The following is a 19,633-nucleotide window of genomic DNA, read 5'->3' as shown; positions in this document are numbered from 1 at the left end:
CTCTCTCCTGATCGTTTGATCTGTCGCGCTCTGTAATCCCAGCGATCACGTTGCGCCACCGGGCCCGCCGTGTAGAACAGGGCCGCATGACCGGTTTCGACATCAGGCGCTTTACCCAATGGGGCTTCGGCGGCCACATCGGACGCCTCGGCCTTGCCCTCCATGACAGCGGCACGGATTGGGTCGCGCTGGCGCTGCCCTATGCCGAGGACCAGATCGGCGACCCGGCGACGGGCGTGATCGCTTCCGGACCGATCGTGACGATGATGGACACGGCGACCAGTCTGGCCGTGTGGGTGAAGCTAGGGCGGTTGGTGCCCCAGGCGACGCTGGACCTGCGCGTCGACTATCTGCGTCCCGCGGTGCCGGGCCGCACCGTCATCGGGCGCGGCGAATGCGTGAAGCTGACCCGTTCCGTTGCCTTCGTGCGCGGCATCGCCCATGACGGGGATGCCGACGACCCTCTCGCCCAGGTGGCTGGCACCTTCATGCTGATGGACAACTGGTCATGAGCCTGCCGCCCTATGCGCAGCTGCTCGGCGTCACGGTGGAGGAACGGGACGACGCGCCGCCGCTGATCGTGATGCCGTTCGGGAACGACGTGCTCGGTCGGCCGGGATTCCTGCACGGCGGTGCGATCGCGGGTCTGCTGGAGATCGCTGCGATCGCTGCGCTGCGCCACGCGCTGGCAGGAGACGGCGGCGGACGGATCAAGCCGATCAGCGTCACCGCCGACTTCATGCGCGGCGGGCGCGACAAGCCGACGCAGGCGCAGGGCAACGTCACCCGGCTCGGGACGCGCATTGCGAACGTCGACGCGGTGGCGTGGCAGGACGATCCCGCCCGGCCGATCGCGCGGGCGCAGATGAACTACCTCGTCGTCCGCGATTGAACCGGCGCTATTTCGCGGTCAGGCGGAGCAACCGTCCACCGGAACCCTTGCCGCCGTCTTCCAGCAGCCAGATCGCGCCGTCCGGCGCCTGCGCCACGTCCCGGATGCGCGTGCCCATGTCCCATTGGTCCTTCGCCGTCGCGCGGACCCCGTCTACGGCGACGCGGATCAGCGACTTGGCGGACAGCGCGGCGATGAGAAGCGAGCCTCGATATTGCGGGAACATCGTCCCGGAATAGGCGATCATCCCGCCCGGCGAGATGGCCGGGTTCCACCACAGGACCGGAGCGGCGAAATCCGGGCGGCTGGGATGATCCGGAATTGGCTGCCCCGAATAATTGTCGCCGTTCGACACGACGGGCCATCCGTAATTGCGCCCTGGTTCGATCAGATTGAGCTCGTCGCCGCCTTTCGGCCCCATCTCCTCTTCCCACAGCCGGCCGTCGTTCGTGAAGACGAGGCCGTAGGGATTGCGATGCCCGCTCGTCCAGGTCATCGCCTGGACCCCGCCCTTGCGATAGGCCGGATTGCCTGGCCATGCCTTGCCGTCGAGCGTCAGCCGGAGAATCTTGCCCAAGGCCTGGTCCGGATCCTGCGCGGGCGTGAAACGCTGCCGCTCGCCGGAGGTGAGGAATAGCGACTTGCCGTCTGGCGCGAACGTGATGATGGCACCGAACTGCCCGCCGGGTCCATCCGATCCCGCCCGCCAGATCACGGCGAGGTCCTGCATCGCGGGCGCGGTGGATCCGTTCGCCTGCTCCAGAACGCCGCGGGCTAGCGTGAGACTGCTGCCCCCATTCGGGCGCGGCTCCGCATAGGACAGATAAAGCACGTGGCTGCGCGCGAAATCGGGGGCGATCGCGACATCGAGCAGTCCGCCCTGCCCGCCCGTGGCGACGGCGGGCATGCCGCTCACCGGAACGGTCGTGCCGTCCTTCCGCCGCAGCATCAGCCGCCCCGCCTTTTCGGTGACGAGCAGCGTGCCGTCGGGAAGAAAGGCCATTGCGAACGGCGCCTCGAAACGTCCGATCTCCGCCACGGCGAAAGGCGGCGGCGTCTTGGGAAGATTGGCACGGCCGGTGGTGGCGGGAACGTTGCGGATCGACGGATCGAGCGGCGCATTCGCCGGAACCGGATCGTTGGCGCCCGCAGGCTGTGGACCCTGCGGCCCCTGTTCCCCCGACACCGCGGCGGCGGGCGTACCCCGTTGCGGCTGGGCGGAACAGGCCGTGCCGATCATCAGCAGCGACAGGAGGCAGGCACGGGTCATTGATCACTCTCCCGGAAATCATGGACATAACCCCTTGCCGGGGTAGTGGTTGCCCGCTTGCGCAGCGCGACTTGGCGGCGTATATGGCGCATGTCTTCTCTTACATCGTCAGGTGAAAGAGGCTGCGGGGTTCCTCCGCGGCGCCGACAACGCACATCCCGTAAAGGTCCACATGGTCGATATCGCCCTTCTTACCCGACTGATCGAGCCCGAAGCGAAAGCGCTCGGCTTCGACCTCGTGCGGGTCAAGATGTTCGGCGGCAAGTCCGACCCGACGCTGCAGGTGATGGCGGAGCGGCCGGAAACGGGTCAGCTGACAATCGACGACTGCGCCGACCTGTCGCGCCGGATCTCCGATCGGCTCGACGCGCTCGAAGCCGAAGGACGCGACCCCATCGAGGACGCCTATCGGCTCGAAGTGTCGTCGCCCGGTATAGACCGCCCCCTCACCCGGCCGCAGGATTATGCGAATTGGGCGGGGCATGAGGCGAAGATCACGCTGATCGAGAAGATCGACAACCGCAAGATCCTGACCGGCGACCTCGTCGGCATTGACGGCGACCCGGACGATCTGCGGGTGACGATCGACGTGCGCGGGCATCGGCCGATGACGGTCGACCTCGCGCAGATCCAGGATGCCAAGCTGACGATCACCGACCGGCTGATCGCCGCCACCGCGCCTCTTTCGACGGAAGGCGCGGACGAATTCGAGGAGGCGGACGCCGATCGTGGCGACGCCGCCGACACCGACGACAATGATGCCCTCAAGGAAGGACACGCTTAAGATGGCCAGTGTTGCCACCGCCAACCGCGCGGAGCTGATCGCGATCGCCAATTCGGTCGCGTCGGAGAAGATGATCGACAAGGCGATCGTCATCGAAGCGCTCGAAGAGGCCATCCAGCGCGCCGCCAAGACCCGTTACGGCATCGAGAACGACATTCGCGCGAAGCTCGATCCGCAGACCGGCGACCTGCGCCTGTGGCGCGTCGTCGAGGTGGTCGAGGCGGTCGACGACTATTTCAAGCAGGTCGACGTCAACCAGGCGCAGAAGCTGCAAAAGGGCGCGCAGGTCGGCGATTATATCGTCGATCCGCTGCCGCCGATCGAGTTCGGCCGCATCCAGGCGCAGGCGTCGAAGCAGATCATCTTCCAGAAGGTCCGCGACGCGGAGCGCGATCGCCAGTATGAAGAGTTCAAGGACCGCCAGGGCGAGATCATCACCGGCGTCGTGAAGCGCGTGGAATTCGGTCATATCGTCGTCGACCTCGGTCGCGCCGAGGGCGTGGTCCGCCGCGATCAGCAGATCCCGCGCGAAGTGGTGCGCGTCAACGACCGCATCCGGTCGCTGATCCTCAATGTCCGTCGCGAGAACCGCGGGCCGCAAATCTTCCTCAGCCGCGCGCATCCCGACTTCATGAAGAAGCTGTTCGCGCAGGAAGTGCCGGAGATCTACGACGGCATCATCACTATCCAGGCCGCGGCACGCGACCCGGGCAGCCGCGCCAAGATCGGCGTGATCAGCCGCGATTCGTCGATCGACCCGGTCGGCGCCTGCGTCGGCATGAAGGGCAGCCGCGTGCAGGCGGTCGTGCAGGAGATGCAGGGCGAGAAGATCGACATCATCCCCTGGTCGCCGGACACCGCCACCTTCGTCGTCAACGCCCTGCAGCCCGCCAGCGTCAGCCGCGTCGTCATCGACGAGGAAGAGGACCGCATCGAGGTGGTCGTGCCCGACGATCAGCTGTCGCTCGCCATCGGCCGCCGCGGTCAGAACGTCCGCCTCGCCAGCCAGCTGACGGGCAAGGCGATCGACATCCTCACCGAGGCCGACGCCTCCGAGAAGCGTCAGAAGGAATTCGTCCAGAATTCCGAGATGTTCCAGAACGAGCTGGACGTCGACGAGACGCTGGCGCAGCTCCTCGTTGCCGAGGGCTTCGGCGCGCTGGAAGAGGTCGCCTATGTCGAGATCGACGAGCTCGCCAGCATCGAGGGCTTCGACGAGGATCTGGCGCAGGAGCTGCAGAGCCGTGCGCAGGAAGCGCTGGAGCGCCGCGAGGCGGCCGCGCGCGAGGAACGTCGCGCGCTGGGCGTCGAGGATGATCTGGCCGACATGCCGTATCTGACCGAGGCGATGCTGGTCACGCTCGGCAAGGCGGGGATCAAGACGCTCGACGACCTCGCCGATCTCGCGACCGACGAACTGGTCGAGAAGAAGCGGGCCGAGCCGCGCCGTCGCAACGATGACGCGCCCAAGCGGCCCGAGCCGAAGGGCGGCATCCTGGCCGAATATGGCCTGACCGACGAGCAGGGCAACGAGATCATCATGGCCGCGCGCCAGCATTGGTTCGCGGACGAGGCGCCTGCGGCGGATGCCGACGCGTCGGAGGGCGAGGAGGCCTGATGCCCTTCGTCTCGATCCGACTGGCGGGCTCCGCGACCAAGGAGCAAAAGGCGGGGGTCGTCGCGGACGTGACGGCCTCGCTTGTGGCGCGGCTGGGCAAGAACCCGGCCGCGGTCCAGATCGTGATCGAGGAGGTCGCGCTGGAGAATTACGCGGCCGGCGGGCAGTTGCTCGTCGACCGCGATGCGCCGAAAACCGATTCGAGGGAGGACGCGCATGCGGTTCCCTCGCAATGAGGCGCTGAGGCTTCAGCAGAGCGTTACGCTCGCCCTTGCTTGTCCGTCGTCCCCACGCAGGCGGGGATCCAGACTGGCTGGCGTGACGGCTCCTTCGCAGAGCGTTGCGCGTCAGGCTTCCCGCTTGCGCGGGGACGACGACGTGCGTGGCCGGGAGGCGTCGGCATGAGCGATCCCATCCGCAAGTGCATCCTCACCCAGGAGCGCGAGGCGCGGGACCATCTGGTCCGGCTGGCGCTCGCTCCTGACGGCCAGGTACTGCCCGACGTGCGCGCCAAGGCGCCCGGTCGCGGAGCGTGGATCGGCGTCACCCGCGCCGAGCTGGAAGAGGCGATTGCGAAGAAGCGGTTGCGCGGCGCATTGCTGCGCGCGTTCAAGGGCGCCGAACTCACCATCGCCGACGACCTGCCGCGGCGAATCGCCGACGCGCTCGAGCGGAACGCGCTCGATCGGCTCGGCCTCGAATCGCGCAGCGGCACGCTGCTGACCGGATCGGAGCGGATCGAGACCGCGGCGCGATCGGGCCAGCTGCACGCGCTCTACCATGCCGCCGACGCCAGCGAGGACGGGCGGCGCAAGCTGGCCCAGGCGTGGCGCGTCGGATCGGATCGCGAAGGTAGCGATCTGAAGGGGTTGGCACTGCCCGTCGCACGCCCCATATTGTCGTTGGCGCTGGGCCGCGAGAATGTGGTACACATCGGCCTGACCGACCGCGCTGCCGCCGCGCGGGTGAGCGACGCGCTCGACCGCTGGCTGCATTTTATCGGACCTGAATCTGCCCCTGCGCCTTGCGAAACGGCCTCGCGAGGTTCATCGCCCTCCGGTGTTACCGGGGCGCTGCCGGCCGTAGACGTAAATGAGGAATCTGAGTGAGCGAGACCGACAACGAGAAGCCGAAGCTTGGCATGCGCGCGCCCCTGGGGCTGAAGCGTACGGTCGAGACCGGCCAGGTGAAGCAGAGCTTCAGCCACGGCCGCTCGAACACCGTGATCGTGGAGACGAAGCGTCGCCGCGTGCTTGGCCGTCCTGGAGAAGCCGCGCCTGCGGCGGAACCGACGCCGGTCGCGGCCCCGGCCCCCGCGGCGGAGGCACCCGCCCCGCGTCCGGCACCGCGCCCCGCCCCCGCCGGCGAGACGGCGCAGGAGCGGCAGGCACGCCTGCTGCGCGAGGCCGAGGAACAGCGCATGCACGCGCTGGAGGACGCGCGTCGCCGCGAGGAGATCGAGCGCGCACGGGCCGCCGAGGAGGAGCGCGCCCGCGCGGCGGAGCGTGCCGCGGCTGCTGCGGCGCCTGCCCCGCAGCCTGAGCCGGCTTCTGAACCGGAAGCCCCTGTGCCCGTGGCGGAGGCGCCCGTCGCCGCGCCGACCCCGACCGTGTCCGTGCCGACGCCGGCCGGCCGCGGCTTCCGTCCGGTCGAGCGGCCCGTGCCGCCACCCGCCGCGGAGCCTGTGGTCGAAGCGCAACCCGCGGCCGCGGCCGAGCCGGCGTCCGCCCCGGCTGCTCCGGCCCCGGTAGAGGCAGCGCCCGCTCCCGTCGCCGAAGCGCCGGAGCCCGCGCCCGCAGCGTCGGCGCCGCTGTCGCTGGAGCTGGGCCGCGATCCCTCGCTGCCCGCGCCGCGCCGCTTCTCGCCGGTCGCGCGTCCGGAGATTCCGAAGCCGCAGCCGAAGCCCGCGCCGGCCCCCGCCCCTGCACCGACGCAGGCTGCGCAGCCGTCCGCTTCCTCGTCCGCGCCCAACCGGCCGATGCCGTCGGGCCAGGCGACGCCGCGCAACGCGCCGCCGAGCCGTCCGCAGCAGCGCGACCGCAAGGGCGACGAGCGTCGTGGCGGTAAGCTGACCGTCAACCGTGCGCTCAACGAGGACGGCGGCGCGCGCGCGCGCAGCCTCGCCGCGCTGAAGCGCGCCCGCGAGAAGGAAAAGCGTGCGTTCGGCGGCCCGCGCGAGCAGCAGGCCAAGCAGGTCCGCGACGTGCAGGTGCCGGAGGCGATCACCGTCTCCGAGCTCGCCAATCGCATGGCCGAAAAGGGCGCCGACCTGGTGAAGGCGCTGTTCAAGATGGGCATGCCCGTCACGCTCAACGCGACCATCGACCAGGACACGGCCGAGCTGCTGGTCACCGAATTCGGCCACAACATCGTACGCGTGTCCGATTCCGACATCGACCTTGCCGTCGACACGACGGAGGACGCGCAGGAGTCGCTGAAGCCGCGTCCGCCGGTCGTGACGATCATGGGCCATGTCGACCACGGCAAGACCAGCCTGCTCGACGCGCTGCGCGGGACCGACGTGGTCCGCGGCGAGGCGGGCGGCATCACGCAGCACATCGGCGCCTATCAGGTGACGTTGAAGGACAAGTCGAAGATCACGTTCCTCGACACGCCGGGCCACGAGGCGTTCACCGCCATGCGGGCGCGCGGCGCGGACGTGACCGACATCGTCGTGCTGGTGGTTGCCGCCGACGACGGGCTGATGCCGCAGACGATCGAGGCGATCAACCACACCAAGGCGGCCGGCAAGCCGATGATCGTGGCGATCAACAAGATCGACAAGTACGAGGCGAACCCGCAGCGCGTGCGCGAGCGTCTGCTCGAGCATGAGGTGGTGGTCGAGAGCATGGGCGGCGACGTCCAGGAGGTCGAGGTCTCCGCGCTCAAGAAGACCGGTCTCGACGAGCTGATCGAGAAGATCCAGCTGCAGGCCGAAATCCTCGAGCTGAAGGCCAATCCCGACCGTGCCGCCGAGGGTACGGTGATCGAGGCTAAGCTGGACAAGGGCCGCGGTCCGGTCGCGACGGTGCTCGTCACCCGCGGCACGCTCAAGGTCGGCGACGTCTTCGTCGTCGGCGCGGAGAGCGGCAAGGTGCGTGCGCTGATCGACGACAAGGGCCGGCAGGTGAAGACCGCCGATCCGGCGATGCCGGTCGAGATCCTCGGCATCTCGGGCGTTCCTTCGGCGGGCGATCCGCTGCAGGTCGTCGAGACGGAAGCGCGTGCCCGCGAGGTCGCCGAATATCGCCAGAGCGTGCTGACGCAGAAGCGGACCACGGCGGCGCCGGCCAGCCTGGAAAGCATGTTCTCCGCGCTGAAGGCCAATCAGGCGATCGAATATCCGGTCGTCGTCAAGGCCGACACGCAGGGCACGGTCGAGGCGATCGTCGCGTCGCTCAACAAGCTGTCGACCGACGACATCCGCGTGCGCATCCTACACTCGGGTGTCGGCGGCATCACGGAAAGCGACGTCAACGTCGGCGCGGCCTCGGGCGCACCGATCATCGGCTTCAACGTCCGTGCCAATGCGAATGCGCGTCAGATCGCCGATCGCCATAAGGTCGCGTTGAAATATTACGACGTGATCTACGATCTGATCGACGAGATCCGCGCCGGCATGGCGGGCGAGCTCGGGCCGGAGGCGTTCGAGACCGTGGTGGGCCGTGCGGAAATCCGCGAGGTCTTCTCGGCGGGCAAGCACGGCAAGGCGGCGGGTCTGCTCGTCGTCGAAGGTGCGATCCGCAAGGCGCTCAAGGCGCGCATCACGCGCAACGACGTCATCGTCTACGTCGGCGAGATCGCGTCGCTGCGGCGCTTCAAGGACGACGTGGCGGAAGTCCGCGCAGGCCTGGAGTGCGGCGTGACCTTCTCGAACAACTTCATCGATATCCGCTCCGGCGATTTCCTGGAGACGTTCGAGGTCGAGCTGCGCGAGCGCACGCTGTAATCTTTATCCCTCTTCCAGCGGGAGAGGGAGGGAGCCGGCACGACCGGCCGAAGGGTGAGGGCCGATGGCTCGTGCACCGTCATCCCCCGGTCGGCTGCGCCGAATGGGGCCCTCCCTCTCGCGCCTGATTGGGGGCTTGGACCGACGATGAACAAAGACCCACAGGAAAAATCCGTCCGCACCCTTCGCGTCGGCGAGCAGGTCCGCCACGTGCTGTCGGAAATCCTCCAGCGCGGCGACGTGCATGACGAGACGCTGGCCAAGCACATGGTCAGCGTCACCGAGGTGCGCATGTCGCCCGACCTGCGCCATGCGACCGTGTTCGTGAAGCCGCTGCTCGGCAAGGACGAGGAGGCGGTGCTCAAGGCGCTGCGGACCAACACCGCCTATCTCCAGCGCGAGGTCGCGCACCGCGTGCAGAACAAATATGCCGCCAAGCTCAAGTTCCTCCCGGACGAGAGCTTCGACGAAGGCAGCCACATCGACGCCATCCTGCGCAAGCCGGAAGTGGCGAGGGATTTGAGCGAGGATTGACGAGCCCGCGGGCACGCCGCATTTTAGCGGCATGGGCTTCGAGGTCACCATGTCGTCCGACGGACAGATCATCATTCCCAAGGATGTGCGGGATGCCCTCGACCTGCACTCCGGCGAGACGCTCAGCATCCACCGTGAGGGACGCAGGATCGTTCTGGAACCGACCGTAGGCCAGCACGAACGCATCAGTTATGAGGAATTTCGCCGGCGTGTGCCGCGATACGAAGGGCCCGTCGTCGTCGCGGAAGACATGACCAGCCGTATTGGCGAGCTGTTCCAAGACTGGAAAGACTGATCACTTGATCGCGGTCGACACCAATATCATCGTCCGCCTGATCGTGGCGGACGACGAGAGGCAGCTGGCCGCCGCATTGGCGCTTGTCGAGCGCGAGGACGTGTATGTGCCGCTTACGGTGCTTCTGGAAACGGAGTGGGTCCTACGCTCCCGCTACGGTTACGACCGGCGCGGTGTCCATGCCGCGCTGAGCAACCTGCCTCATCTGTTGCGCGTGCGGGTCGAAGCCTCTGATGACGTGGAGTGGGCGCTGGACCGCTACGCCTTGGGTGGAGAGTTGGCCGACTACCTACACATTGCAGCGGCGCGACCGGCCGGAAGGTTCGGCTCGTTCGAGAAGAAGCTGCACCGCCTCGCCGGCCCCGACTCACCCGCGCAGGTTGAACTGATCGCCTAATGGCCAAGCTCTATTTCTACTACGCCTCGATGAATGCGGGGAAGTCTACGACGCTGCTCCAGGCGGATTTCAACTACCGCGAGCGCGGCATGCATACGATGCTGTTCACCGCCGCGATCGACGACCGGTTCGCGCGCGGGACGATCACCAGCCGCATCGGACTGGAAGCGCCGGCGACCCCGTTCGACACCGCGACCGACCTTGCGGCCTGCGTCGCAGACCGGCACGCGCAAGAGCCCCTCGCCTGCGTGCTCGTCGACGAAGCCCAATTTCTGTCGGCGATGCAGGTCGACCAGCTCGCGCGCATCTGCGACGTGATGAACATTCCGGTGCTGGCCTATGGATTGCGGACCGACTTCCGCGGCGCGCTGTTCGAGGGATCGGCCCGACTGCTCGCGCTCGCGGACGCGCTCATCGAGATCAAGTCCGTCTGCACCTGCGGGCGCAAGGCAACGATGAACCTGCGTGTCGATGCCGATGGGCGGGCGATCGCGGAAGGTCAGCAGACCGAGATCGGCGGTAACGATCGCTACATCGCTTTGTGCCGCCGTCATTTCAGCGAAGCCCTCGGCGGTTGAGCCACCGCCGCGACCGCCCCGGCGATCAACCATTTCGGACCGGTTCCGGCCTGACCCCAGCCGGCATGCCGCGGGACGTTTGACGGCGGCTATTGTCGCTGCATCCCGGCCCACTGGCGCTTTGCCGGGCGCCCAGCCATATCGGACGCATGAACCCCGATCATATCGTCTACCGCACAGCGGTCTGGATCATCCCGCTCGTCATCGCGATCGTGTTCCACGAGGTCGCGCACGGCTGGATGGCCAAATGGCTGGGCGACCCGACCGCGGCGGAACGGCGGCGGCTGAGCTTCAACCCGCTCCGCCATGTCGATCCCGTCGGGACGCTCATCCTGCCCCTCGGACTCGCCGTCGCCGGAGCGCCCGTCTTCGGCTGGGCGAAGCCGGTGCCCGTCGTCGCGGAGCGGCTGCGTAACCCGCGATGGGGTATGGTGGCGGTCGCCCTGGCGGGACCCGGCATGAACCTCGCGCTGGCCGCGCTGGCGGCGATCGGCCTCGGCATCTTCGGCGTTACCATGCACGGCGCCGAGCCGACCGGCCTCGCCGCGTTCATCCTGGCCAATCTGCTCAACTTCCTGGCCGTCAACGTCTTCCTTGCGCTGTTCAACCTGTTGCCGATCCCGCCTTTTGATGGCGGCCATGTCGTGGAGGGCGTGCTGCCGCGCCCGCTCGCGGCGCGCTATGCGCGGCTCGGCCAGTTCGGCCTGCTGCTGCTCATCGGCGTGCTAGTGCTGCTGCCGATGCTCTCGCCGCGACTGGACATCGTCGGTCGACTGATCGCACCGCCGGCACAGGCGCTGATCGGCTGGTTCCTGACCATCGCCGGTGCGTTCGCGGGCTGAGGATAGAGGAACCACGAGCGCGCATCCCCCGTTGATCGCATCACTGTCAGGGACTCCGTCCATGCGAAACCTGCTTCTTCCGATGCTCGTCACCGCCTTGCTGGCGTCAACCGCGACCGCTCGTCCGCCACGCGACCTGGACAAGGAGACCGTGATCTCCTTCGCGGCGGGAGGCGGCCTTCGCGACTGGCAGCCCGGACCGACCGGCAGCAATATCGTCTACGTCCGCGACCGCACCCTGAACTGGTATCGCGTGAAGCTGACCGGTCCTTGCGCGCGCGACCGCGCGTTGGACACGCTGACCTACACGACCGATCCGAACGGGACGTTCGATCGCTTCTCGCGGGTCAGCGTCGCGCGCTTCCCCAATCAGATCTGCGGCGTGACGAGCATCCGTACCAGCGCGCCGCCGGCTGGGTGGCCCGGCGGCCCCCGCCCCCGCCCCCACCCCGCCGGCTGACACGACACTTGCATCGTGCGGCACGGTCGTTACCCGCCCGTCCGATGCACGGTTGGATCATCATCGACAAGCCGCTCGGCCTTGGCTCGACCCAGGGCGTCTCCGCGGTCAAGCGCGCGCTTCGACAGGCCGGCCATGGCAAGGCGAAGGTCGGCCATGGCGGCACGCTCGACCCGCTGGCGACCGGCGTCCTGCCGATCGCCGTCGGCGAAGCGACCAAGCTCGCCGGCCGGATGCTCGACAGCGACAAGGCCTATGCCTTCACGATCCGTTTCGGCGAGCAGACCGATACGCTGGATGCCGAGGGCAAGGTGATCGCGACGGCGGCCGGGCGCCCCTTGCCGGCGGACGTGGAGGCCGTTCTGCCGCGCTTCACGGGACCGATCGCGCAGGTACCGCCCGCCTATTCGGCGCTGAAGGTCGACGGCGAACGCGCCTACGACCTGGCGCGCGCCGGCGAGGAGGTCGTGCTGAAGAGCCGGGACGTGATCGTCCACGAACTCAGCCTGTCTGCGGCCGACGGCGAGGAGGCGACGCTCGTCGCTCATGTCTCCAAGGGCACGTACATCCGCAGCCTCGCCCGCGACATCGCGCTCGCGCTCGGCACCGTCGGTCACGTCACGATGCTGCGCCGGCTGAAGGCCGGGCCGTTCGACCTGTCCCAGGCGATATCGCTGGACAAATTGCACGAAGCCGCTATGGCGCGCGAGCTTGAACACCTACTCCTGCCGCTGAGGGCGGGGCTGGACGACATCCCGGCTCTTGCTCTCTCTCCCGACCAGGCAGGGGCGCTCCGACAGGGGCGTGTGCTGGCCGGGATCGCCGCAGACGATGGCTCCGCGTTCGCGATGCTGGGGGATGTCCCGGTCGCGCTGGTGGAGGTGGAGGACGGAAGCGTCCGCGTCGTCCGTGGCTTCAACCTGTAGTTAGAGAAAGGACGACGATGTCGATCACTGCAGAGCGCCGCCAGGAGCTCATCAAGGAACACGCCCGCCAAGAGGGCGACACGGGTTCGCCCGAGGTGCAGGTCGCGATCCTGTCGGAGCGCATCAAGAACCTGACCGAACACTTCAAGGGCCACGCCAAGGACAACCATTCGCGTCGCGGCCTGCTGATGCTGGTCAACAAGCGCCGCAGCCTGCTGGACTACCTCCGCCACAAGGATGGCGATCGGTATCTGGCGCTGATCGCGAAGCTCGGCCTTCGCAAGTGACGCAATCGTTACGGCCCGCCTCGGCGGGCCGTTTACGTATTGCGTCATGCCCGCGCAGGCGGGCATCCAGAGTCAAGGGCCCGACGCCCTGCAACTCTGGGCTCCTGCGGTCGCAGGAGCACAAGGGGGCGGCAATCCGGCCGTCTTCCTCGAGCCAATAACGGCTCACTCATAGGCCCCCGCCGCATAGGGCGCGCGGGAGTGAAGGAATGAAAATGTTCGATACCAAGAAGGTGGAAATCGAGTGGGGCGGCAAGACGCTAACTCTCGAAACGGGCCGCGTTGCCCGCCAGGCCGACGGCGCGGTGCTCGCGACCCTCGGCGAGACCGTCGTGCTGTGCGCCGTCACCGCCGCCAAGAGCGTCAAGGAAGGCCAGGACTTCTTCCCGCTCACCGTTCATTACCAGGAGAAGTATTCGGCCGCGGGACGCATCCCCGGCGGCTTCTTCAAGCGCGAGCGCGGCGCCACCGAGCGTGAGACGCTGATCAGCCGGCTGATCGACCGTCCGGTCCGCCCGCTGTTCCCCGAAGGCTTCTACAACGAGATCAACTGCATCGCGCAGGTCCTCTCGTACGACGGCGAGAACGAGCCCGACATCCTCGCGATGATCGCCGCCTCCGCCGCCCTCACCATCTCCGGCGTTCCCTTCATGGGACCGATCGGCTGCGCGCGCGTCGGCTACAAGGACGGCGAATATCAGCTGAACCCGACCGACGGCGAGGTCGCCGCCGGTGACCTCGACCTGGTCGTCGCCGCGACGCACGACGCGGTGATGATGGTCGAGTCGGAAGCCAAGGAGCTGTCCGAGGACGTGATGCTCGGCGCGGTCATGTTCGCGCACAAGGCGTCGCAGCAGGTCATCGACGCGATCATCGACCTCGCCGAAAAGTCGGCGAAGGATCCGTGGGACGTCGACATCACCGACCCGACGAAGGCATGGGTCGAGAAGCTGCGCCCGACCTTCGCCAAGAAGATCGACGCCGCCTACAAGAACGTCAAGAAGGCCGAGCGTCAGGCCGCGCTGACCGCGCTCAAGGCCGAGCTGAAGACCATGACCGCCGACGAGGCGCCGGTCGAGGCGCTGAAGGCGAGCAAGGCGTTCAAGAAGCTCGAGGCCGAAGTCGTTCGCACCGCCATCCTGAAGGAAGGCCGCCGCATCGACGGCCGCGACACCAAGACGGTCCGCCCGATCGCCGCGGAAGTCCACTTCCTGCCGCGCGCGCACGGTTCGGCGCTGTTCACCCGCGGCGAGACGCAGACGATCGCGACGACGACGCTGGGCACCCGCGACGCGGAGCAGATGGTCGACGGCCTCGGCGGCCTGACCTACCAGCATTTCATGCTGCACTATAACTTCCCGCCCTATTCGGTCGGCGAAGTCGGCCGCTTCGGCGCGCCGGGCCGTCGCGAGATCGGCCATGGCAAGCTGGCGTGGCGCGCGCTGCACCCGGTGCTGCCGACCAAGGAAGAGTTCCCCTACACGATCCGCGTCACCAGCGACATCACCGAGTCGAACGGCTCGTCGTCGATGGCCAGCGTCTGCGGCGGCTCGCTGTCGATGATGGACGCGGGCGTGCCGCTGAAGCGCCCCGTCTCGGGCATCGCGATGGGCCTGATCCTGGAGGGCAAGGACTTCGCCGTCCTGTCCGACATCCTGGGTGACGAGGATCACCTGGGCGACATGGACTTCAAGGTCGCCGGCACCAGCGAGGGCATCACCAGCCTGCAGATGGACATCAAGATCGCCGGCATCACCGAGGAGATCATGAAGGTCGCCCTGGCGCAGGCGCATGAGGGCCGCGCGCACATCCTCGCCGAGATGAGCAAGGCGCTGGGCGAGACCCGCACCGAACTCAGCGCGCATGCGCCGCGCATCGAGACGATGACGATCGACAAGTCGAAGATCCGCGACGTCATCGGCACCGGCGGCAAGGTGATCCGCGAGATCGTCGCGACGACGGGCGCGAAGGTCGACATCGACGACGAAGGCGTGATCAAGATCAGCTCGTCCGACGCGTCGCAGATCGAGGCGGCGATGAACTGGATCAAGGGCATCGTCGAAGAGGCCGAGGTCGGCAAGATCTACAACGGCAAGGTCGTCAATCTCGTCGACTTCGGCGCGTTCGTGAACTTCATGGGCGGCAAGGACGGTCTCGTCCACGTCTCGGAGATCAAGAACGAGCGCGTCGAGAAGGTCTCCGACGTCCTGTCCGAAGGCCAGGAAGTCAAGGTCAAGGTTCTCGAGATCGATCCGCGCGGCAAGGTCCGCCTGTCGATGCGCGTCGTCGACCAGGAGACCGGCGCCGAGCTGGAGGACACCCGCCCGGCGCGTGCGCCGCGCGAGGGTGGCGACCGTGGCCCGCGTGGTGACCGCGGCGATCGCGGCCCGCGTCGCGACGGCGGCGACCGTGGCGATCGCGGCCCGCGCCGGGACCGCGGCGACCGCGGCGGCGACCGCGGTCCGCGTCGCGAGCGCGGCGAAGGCGGTAACGGCGGCGGCAACGACGACGGCCCCGCGCCCGACTTCGCGCCCGCCTTCCTGACCGGCGATCGCGACTGATCCTGTCGGTCCGACCGAAGACACAAGAGAAAGGGCCGGGTGTCGCCACCCGGCCCTATTTTTTGCGCCCGCCCTGTCCCCTGGCAACGGACGAGCAGAAAGGCGCGGCAGCCGCGCAGGGTCGCCCCTCAGGACCGATCGTCGGCCAGCAGCTCCTCCGTGGCACGCAAGAGGCGCGGCGCGGACACCGGCTTCTCGTAGCGCGGCAGATGGTGATAGGCCGCCGGGATCACCGTCTCGTCATATCCGCTGGTCAGCAGCACGCGCACGCCGTCGCCGATCAGGCGATCGATCAACGGATAGACCATCGTCTCGCGCAGATTGATGTCGAGCACGGCGGCGTCGAGCGCCTGCGCGTCACCGACCAGCCTCATGCCCTGCGGCAGCGACGCCGCCGGTCCCACCACCTGCGCGCCCGCTCCGGTCAGCACGCGAGCGAAGTCGTCCGCGATCAGATATTCGTCCTCGACGACCAGAATATGCTTGCCCGCAAGCGGCGATGGTAAAGACATGATTATCTTACTCCCTGTATTTCAAGGAATAATCATTTCGACCGCAACAGCGCTAACATGGGTGAACGATCCTGATCTATACTGATGTCACCCTTGGCCATGCTCAACACCGCGCCCAATCCGCTCGTCGCTCGATTGTGCCGCTACGTCCGGCTATCCGAAGCCGAGCAGACGGTCGTCGACAAGGCCGTGGCCGGTCCTGAGATTGCCGTCCGTCAGCGTCGGGACCTGATCCGTGAAGGCGACCGGCCACGCGGCGTCCCCCTGATCGTGGAAGGCTGGGCATTTCGCTACAAGACGCTGGAGGACGGCCGACGCCAGATCATGTCGATCCACCTGCCCGGGGACCTTTGCGATATTCATGGATATATTCTCGACGAGATGGATCATTCGATCGGCGCGCTCACCCCGGTCCGCTATGTCGAATTATCGCCCGATCGCATCGACATGATGACGGGCTACAGTATCTCCCTGACGCGCGCCCTGTGGTGGGACGCGTTGACGAAGGCGGCGACCTCGCGTGAATGGATCGTCAACCTGGGGCAGCGGGACGCGCTGGAGCGGCTCGCCCACCTCTTCTGTGAGCTCTTCTTCCGCTTGCGGGCGGTGGGTCTCGTCGCCGGACACAGCTGCGACATCCCGCTGACACAGACCGACCTGGCGGAAACCACGGGGATGACGCCGGTCCACGTCAATCGCATGGTCCAGGAGCTGCGAGGGCGCGGCCTCATCCGCTGGAAGGGCGGCGAATTCGAGGCGCTCGATCTCGAAGGCCTGTGCGACGTCGCGATGTTCAGCCCGGACTATCTCCATCTCGATCAGGCGGGCCGCAGCCCGGACCATGATGGTTGAGCCCATCGATCCGGCCGCCCCATCGGCGCTCGCGTTCCCGCAGCCGGGCTGGCGCGGCACGGCGGACGGACGCTGCATATGGATAGCGCCCTGGTGGCATGCGCTGACGGGCCAGGATGCCAGCCTGTCGCTCGACAGAGGGTGGATCGAGCACATCCATCCTGACGACCGCGCCGCGCTTGCGACGATGTGGCGGGGCGCGCAGGCGGAAGGCAGCGGCGTCGTCGACTTGCGCGTCACGCTGGCCGGTACGCGCGGCTACCGCTGGCTCCGCATCCAGACGATGCGCGAGGAGCATGACGGGGTGGCGACGTGGATCGCGAGCGCAGTGGACATCGACGATCTGCGACGCCGGCTCGATCGCGAGCGGACGCGTCGCCTTGCCCTGCAGCATCGCGTCCGCAACACGCTGTCGGTGATACGCTCGGTCGCACGCCGCACGGCGGAGACCAGCGAGACGGTGGACGATTATCGCGCACGCTTTGACGGACGCCTCGCCGCCTTCGCACGCGCGCAGGGCCATATCCTGCGCGGCGAGGAACAGGGCACCGATCTGGAGGCGCTGCTCGCCGACGAGCTGCTCGCGAACCAGGCGGGATATCGCAATCGCGTCAGCTATGGCGGGCCGGAAGTCCGGCTGCCGCCACGGCTCACCGACCAGCTAGGACTGGCGCTGCACGAACTGGTTGCGAATGCGGTCCAATTCGGTGCGCTCGCCCGCGAAGGCGGCCGGATCGCGATCCACTGGTCGCTCGACGCGCAAGGCGACGCCCTACGGCTTCGCCTTGTCTGGGACGAGGACGTGCCGGGCGGCGGCATCACCCCGCCGGCCGGCGAAGGCTTCGGCCTGGAACTGCTGACACGCAGCCTGCACTACGAAATCGACGCGACGGTGATGCTAGATTTCCGGCCGGGGGGCCTGCTCTGCGCCATGGAGATTCCACTACCGACAGCCCCGGGATCCGCCGCCCGGATATGATCGAGCCGGGCAATGGCGCCGCGACGCCACGTTCGAGGGAACGGCGCTGCGTCATCATTTGAAGGCGCAAACTGCCTCCGGGCCGGCACCGCTTCCCCGCGATTGGCTCAGCCTCTAGTCGCGATAGCTCGGATCGATCCGGTCGAGCTTGCGCAACAGCGCCGGCCAGGCGAGCGCCTGCGCCAGCATCCCCATGCCCTTCGGGCTGGACTGTTGCGCGACCTTCTCCTCCACGCCTTGCGGCGGCGTGTTGAGGTTCTCGCGCCCTGCCGACAACATCAGCACCTGCGCCTCGCAGGCGCGTTCGAGGAAGTACAGGCGGACGAAGCACGCGCCCACGGTCTCACCGACCGCCAGCGTGCCGTGGTTGCGCAGGATCATCGCATTGCGCGCGCCCAGATCGGCGACCAGCCGCTCGCGTTCATCCAGATCGGTCGCAATGCCCTCATAGTCGTGATAGGCGACGTCGTGACTGGCGATCATCGCGGTCTGCGTGTGCGGCAGCAGTCCGAACTCCATCGCACTCACCGCCTGGCCATGCGGGGTATGCAGATGCATCACGGCCGCGGCGTCCTCCCGCGCCATGTGGATCGCCGAATGGATCGTGAACCCGGCCGGGTTGACGGGATGGCTGCTCGGTCCGACCGGCGCGCCGTTGACGTCGATCTTGACCAGGCTCGACGCGGTGATCTCCTCGAACATCATGTCGTAGGGGTTGATCAGGAAATGATGCTCCGGCCCCGGCACGCGTGCCGACAGATGCGTGAAGATCAGATCGTCCCAGCCGTAAAGGGCGACCAGCCGATAGGCGGCGGCAAGGTCGACGCGCGCCTGCCATTCGCCTGGGCTCATCGTCGCCGACCGTGAATCGGGCATCGGGGCGGTTACGGTCGCGGTCGCCATGGCATCTCTCCGGTTGTTCTTTGCTACCGATACTACCGCGTCGCGCCGTACCCGGCAATCGCACCCGTAACGGGCTCACCTAATACAGGTAAACGCGATTTCCGCCAAAATATCGTATGAAGACATGGTGTTGGCCCAAGCGTGCCGAAACCGCGACCGGAGACTGCCATGTCCATCACCAACTCGTCGACGACCGATGCCCAGCGGCATCGGGCCTATTACGAACATCGCGAACGCCAGGAGCGCGCATTGGCGTTGCACGCCGGTTCGCCCGAGGGACGCCTCGTCCATCTTCAGCTGGCGGATCGCTATGCGGCGCTCGCTCAGGATCATGCCGCCGGACCACGCACGCGTCTGACGATCCAGGTCTGAAGGATCGGCCCGGGCGAAACCCCGGGGCGAGCGGGTCGATCCTGCGCGATCGACGACCTTTGCCAGAGCTGACCGCAGCCAGGCAGGAAGAACGCGCCGCCGTACGCGCGAAACGGAGCGGCCGGGGCGGCGCAAGACCGTCGTTGTGGGGGAAAGGTCCGGAGGGTTCTGTTGCCCGGCCCCTCCGGCGGCCGCTGGAATCCCCTTCTGTTGCCCGGTGGGGTCCGACCGCGCTATTTTGGGGTAACCTTAGGCCGCGAGGCCCTCAGTTACGCCGCAATCGCGAGTGCTTCGTTATCGTTGGCACTTGTGTAATGGGCCGTTGCGGTGGTCCCATTCCGAGCGAAAACAGCGCCTTTCAACACACGTCGATCCTGGTTCGGCCCCATCAGCGAAGCTGAGCTACCGTGCTTCCTCAAAGCGATACCCTTGATGAAGCCCGCGGGTGGCACGCGTCGCGCATGGCACCCTGTCGTTCAGCTGCGATGGTGGAGCCGCCGGGTACTGCCCCCGGGTCCGCTGCGTCTATTATACGCCGCAGTTTATCGCCATAGCCGGCTGGAAGCCAACACCGTCGATATAGTCGCGCCGCCGGCCGGCCGCAATGGCTACCCGATCATTG

At 67.4% G+C, this 19,633-nt stretch carries 22 protein-coding genes and 1 other RNA gene; 19 read left to right on the top strand and 4 right to left on the bottom strand.

Annotation, left to right across the window (positions count from 1 at the left end):
- The first annotated feature begins 86 nt into the window (after positions 1–86).
- Together RF701_RS15620 and RF701_RS15615 are read left to right on the top strand one after the other, a co-directional pair.
- The gene (locus RF701_RS15620; protein ID WP_210356768.1) at positions 87–512 is read left to right on the top strand and encodes a PaaI family thioesterase; all 426 of its coding nucleotides are present in this window, start codon (positions 87–89) and stop codon (positions 510–512) included.
- Positions 509–892 carry a PaaI family thioesterase gene (locus RF701_RS15615; protein WP_210356769.1) on the top strand — a complete coding sequence of 128 codons (384 nt, stop codon included), beginning with the start codon at positions 509–511 and terminating at the stop codon, positions 890–892. The genes RF701_RS15620 and RF701_RS15615 overlap by 4 nt, the downstream gene beginning before the upstream one ends.
- A gap of 7 nt (positions 893–899) precedes the next feature.
- Here RF701_RS15615 and RF701_RS15610 read toward each other — a convergent pair whose 3' ends face one another.
- A complete protein-coding gene (locus tag RF701_RS15610) occupies positions 900–2,162 on the bottom strand; it encodes a PQQ-dependent sugar dehydrogenase (protein WP_308815502.1) in 1,263 nt (420 codons plus the stop codon).
- A gap of 172 nt (positions 2,163–2,334) precedes the next feature.
- Here RF701_RS15610 and rimP point away from each other — a divergent pair, with 172 nt between their 5' ends.
- The 14 genes from rimP (at position 2,335) to pnp (ending at position 15,393) form a co-directional block, all read left to right on the top strand.
- Positions 2,335–2,946 carry a ribosome maturation protein RimP gene (rimP, locus tag RF701_RS15605; RefSeq protein WP_210356771.1) on the top strand — a complete coding sequence of 204 codons (612 nt, stop codon included), beginning with the start codon at positions 2,335–2,337 and terminating at the stop codon, positions 2,944–2,946.
- 1 nt (position 2,947) lies between these two features.
- Complete coding sequence (gene nusA, locus RF701_RS15600) at positions 2,948–4,564, top strand: transcription termination factor NusA (RefSeq protein ID WP_308815501.1); 1,617 nt, start codon at positions 2,948–2,950, stop codon at positions 4,562–4,564.
- Positions 4,564–4,800, top strand: coding sequence for a 4-oxalocrotonate tautomerase family protein (locus tag RF701_RS15595; protein ID WP_203308291.1), 237 nt, complete (start codon positions 4,564–4,566; stop codon positions 4,798–4,800). The genes nusA and RF701_RS15595 overlap by 1 nt, the downstream gene beginning before the upstream one ends.
- A gap of 165 nt (positions 4,801–4,965) precedes the next feature.
- Positions 4,966–5,673, top strand: a complete 708-nt coding sequence (locus RF701_RS15590) for a DUF448 domain-containing protein (protein WP_308815500.1) — start codon at positions 4,966–4,968, stop codon at positions 5,671–5,673.
- Positions 5,670–8,513 carry a translation initiation factor IF-2 gene (gene infB / locus RF701_RS15585; protein ID WP_308815499.1) on the top strand — a complete coding sequence of 948 codons (2,844 nt, stop codon included), beginning with the start codon at positions 5,670–5,672 and terminating at the stop codon, positions 8,511–8,513. Before RF701_RS15590 ends, infB begins: the two co-directional genes overlap by 4 nt.
- 147 nt (positions 8,514–8,660) lie before the next feature.
- A complete protein-coding gene (gene rbfA / locus RF701_RS15580; protein ID WP_210356774.1) occupies positions 8,661–9,047 on the top strand; it encodes a 30S ribosome-binding factor RbfA in 387 nt (128 codons plus the stop codon).
- Between the two features lie 31 nt (positions 9,048–9,078).
- Positions 9,079–9,342 (top strand): AbrB/MazE/SpoVT family DNA-binding domain-containing protein, encoded by a 264-nt coding sequence (locus tag RF701_RS15575; RefSeq protein ID WP_308815498.1) that lies wholly within the window; start codon positions 9,079–9,081, stop codon positions 9,340–9,342.
- A 4-nt stretch (positions 9,343–9,346) separates the two neighbouring features.
- Positions 9,347–9,739 (top strand): type II toxin-antitoxin system VapC family toxin, encoded by a 393-nt coding sequence (locus tag RF701_RS15570; protein ID WP_308815497.1) that lies wholly within the window; start codon positions 9,347–9,349, stop codon positions 9,737–9,739.
- Positions 9,739–10,317, top strand: a complete 579-nt coding sequence (locus RF701_RS15565; protein WP_308815496.1) for a thymidine kinase — start codon at positions 9,739–9,741, stop codon at positions 10,315–10,317. The genes RF701_RS15570 and RF701_RS15565 overlap by 1 nt, the downstream gene beginning before the upstream one ends.
- Positions 10,318–10,466: 149 nt before the next feature.
- Complete coding sequence (locus tag RF701_RS15560) at positions 10,467–11,159, top strand: site-2 protease family protein (protein ID WP_308815495.1); 693 nt, start codon at positions 10,467–10,469, stop codon at positions 11,157–11,159.
- Between the two features lie 61 nt (positions 11,160–11,220).
- Positions 11,221–11,619 carry a hypothetical protein gene (locus RF701_RS15555; protein ID WP_308815494.1) on the top strand — a complete coding sequence of 133 codons (399 nt, stop codon included), beginning with the start codon at positions 11,221–11,223 and terminating at the stop codon, positions 11,617–11,619.
- A 44-nt stretch (positions 11,620–11,663) separates the two neighbouring features.
- On the top strand, positions 11,664–12,545 hold the full coding sequence (gene truB / locus RF701_RS15550; RefSeq protein ID WP_210356780.1) for a tRNA pseudouridine(55) synthase TruB: 882 nt from the start codon (positions 11,664–11,666) through the stop codon (positions 12,543–12,545).
- A 17-nt stretch (positions 12,546–12,562) separates the two neighbouring features.
- On the top strand, positions 12,563–12,832 hold the full coding sequence (rpsO, locus tag RF701_RS15545) for a 30S ribosomal protein S15 (protein ID WP_198352289.1): 270 nt from the start codon (positions 12,563–12,565) through the stop codon (positions 12,830–12,832).
- A gap of 215 nt (positions 12,833–13,047) precedes the next feature.
- The gene (gene pnp / locus RF701_RS15540; RefSeq protein ID WP_210356781.1) at positions 13,048–15,393 is read left to right on the top strand and encodes a polyribonucleotide nucleotidyltransferase; all 2,346 of its coding nucleotides are present in this window, start codon (positions 13,048–13,050) and stop codon (positions 15,391–15,393) included.
- Between the two features lie 128 nt (positions 15,394–15,521).
- Here pnp and RF701_RS15535 read toward each other — a convergent pair whose 3' ends face one another.
- Positions 15,522–15,905, bottom strand: coding sequence for a response regulator (locus tag RF701_RS15535; RefSeq protein WP_203308300.1), 384 nt, complete (start codon positions 15,903–15,905; stop codon positions 15,522–15,524).
- 84 nt (positions 15,906–15,989) lie between these two features.
- Between RF701_RS15535 and RF701_RS15530 the strand changes: the two genes are divergently transcribed.
- The gene (locus tag RF701_RS15530; protein ID WP_308815493.1) at positions 15,990–16,757 is read left to right on the top strand and encodes a Crp/Fnr family transcriptional regulator; all 768 of its coding nucleotides are present in this window, start codon (positions 15,990–15,992) and stop codon (positions 16,755–16,757) included.
- Positions 16,747–17,736 carry a sensor histidine kinase gene (locus RF701_RS15525; RefSeq protein ID WP_210356783.1) on the top strand — a complete coding sequence of 330 codons (990 nt, stop codon included), beginning with the start codon at positions 16,747–16,749 and terminating at the stop codon, positions 17,734–17,736. The genes RF701_RS15530 and RF701_RS15525 overlap by 11 nt, the downstream gene beginning before the upstream one ends.
- Positions 17,737–17,850: 114 nt before the next feature.
- On the opposite strand, the gene RF701_RS15520 is transcribed toward RF701_RS15525, so the two are convergent.
- Positions 17,851–18,639, bottom strand: a complete 789-nt coding sequence (locus tag RF701_RS15520) for a class II aldolase/adducin family protein (RefSeq protein WP_308815492.1) — start codon at positions 18,637–18,639, stop codon at positions 17,851–17,853.
- A 168-nt stretch (positions 18,640–18,807) separates the two neighbouring features.
- Between RF701_RS15520 and RF701_RS15515 the strand changes: the two genes are divergently transcribed.
- Positions 18,808–19,011 carry a hypothetical protein gene (locus RF701_RS15515; protein WP_308815491.1) on the top strand — a complete coding sequence of 68 codons (204 nt, stop codon included), beginning with the start codon at positions 18,808–18,810 and terminating at the stop codon, positions 19,009–19,011.
- A 195-nt stretch (positions 19,012–19,206) separates the two neighbouring features.
- Here RF701_RS15515 and ssrA read toward each other — a convergent pair.
- Positions 19,207–19,620, bottom strand: a transfer-messenger RNA (tmRNA) gene (gene ssrA, locus RF701_RS15510).
- Positions 19,621–19,633: the final 13 nt, after the last annotated feature.

The organism is Sphingomonas sp. GV3 (genome assembly GCF_031082075.1).
GTDB classification, from domain to species: Bacteria; Pseudomonadota; Alphaproteobacteria; order Sphingomonadales; family Sphingomonadaceae; genus Sphingomonas; species Sphingomonas beigongshangi.
The sequence above is the reverse complement of the archived record's forward strand: the minus strand, read 5'-3'. Positions and strand labels throughout refer to the sequence as shown.

Bases quoted from the DNA above. Each gene is read 5' to 3' on its own strand.
- RF701_RS15620 (WP_210356768.1), top strand. From the start codon at position 87: ATGACCGGTTTCGACATCAGGCGCTTTACCCAATGGGGCTTCGGCGGC.
- RF701_RS15615 (WP_210356769.1), top strand. From the start codon at position 509: ATGAGCCTGCCGCCCTATGCGCAGCTGCTCGGCGTCACGGTGGAGGAA.
- RF701_RS15610 (WP_308815502.1), bottom strand. From the start codon at position 2,162: ATGACCCGTGCCTGCCTCCTGTCGCTGCTGATGATCGGCACGGCCTGT.
- rimP (WP_210356771.1), top strand. From the start codon at position 2,335: ATGGTCGATATCGCCCTTCTTACCCGACTGATCGAGCCCGAAGCGAAA.
- nusA (WP_308815501.1), top strand. From the start codon at position 2,948: ATGGCCAGTGTTGCCACCGCCAACCGCGCGGAGCTGATCGCGATCGCC.
- RF701_RS15595 (WP_203308291.1), top strand. From the start codon at position 4,564: ATGCCCTTCGTCTCGATCCGACTGGCGGGCTCCGCGACCAAGGAGCAA.
- RF701_RS15590 (WP_308815500.1), top strand. From the start codon at position 4,966: ATGAGCGATCCCATCCGCAAGTGCATCCTCACCCAGGAGCGCGAGGCG.
- rbfA (WP_210356774.1), top strand. From the start codon at position 8,661: ATGAACAAAGACCCACAGGAAAAATCCGTCCGCACCCTTCGCGTCGGC.
- RF701_RS15575 (WP_308815498.1), top strand. From the start codon at position 9,079: ATGGGCTTCGAGGTCACCATGTCGTCCGACGGACAGATCATCATTCCC.
- RF701_RS15565 (WP_308815496.1), top strand. From the start codon at position 9,739: ATGGCCAAGCTCTATTTCTACTACGCCTCGATGAATGCGGGGAAGTCT.
- RF701_RS15560 (WP_308815495.1), top strand. From the start codon at position 10,467: ATGAACCCCGATCATATCGTCTACCGCACAGCGGTCTGGATCATCCCG.
- RF701_RS15555 (WP_308815494.1), top strand. From the start codon at position 11,221: ATGCGAAACCTGCTTCTTCCGATGCTCGTCACCGCCTTGCTGGCGTCA.
- truB (WP_210356780.1), top strand. From the start codon at position 11,664: ATGCACGGTTGGATCATCATCGACAAGCCGCTCGGCCTTGGCTCGACC.
- rpsO (WP_198352289.1), top strand. From the start codon at position 12,563: ATGTCGATCACTGCAGAGCGCCGCCAGGAGCTCATCAAGGAACACGCC.
- pnp (WP_210356781.1), top strand. From the start codon at position 13,048: ATGTTCGATACCAAGAAGGTGGAAATCGAGTGGGGCGGCAAGACGCTA.
- RF701_RS15535 (WP_203308300.1), bottom strand. From the start codon at position 15,905: ATGTCTTTACCATCGCCGCTTGCGGGCAAGCATATTCTGGTCGTCGAG.
- RF701_RS15530 (WP_308815493.1), top strand. From the start codon at position 15,990: ATGTCACCCTTGGCCATGCTCAACACCGCGCCCAATCCGCTCGTCGCT.
- RF701_RS15525 (WP_210356783.1), top strand. From the start codon at position 16,747: ATGATGGTTGAGCCCATCGATCCGGCCGCCCCATCGGCGCTCGCGTTC.
- RF701_RS15520 (WP_308815492.1), bottom strand. From the start codon at position 18,639: ATGGCGACCGCGACCGTAACCGCCCCGATGCCCGATTCACGGTCGGCG.
- RF701_RS15515 (WP_308815491.1), top strand. From the start codon at position 18,808: ATGTCCATCACCAACTCGTCGACGACCGATGCCCAGCGGCATCGGGCC.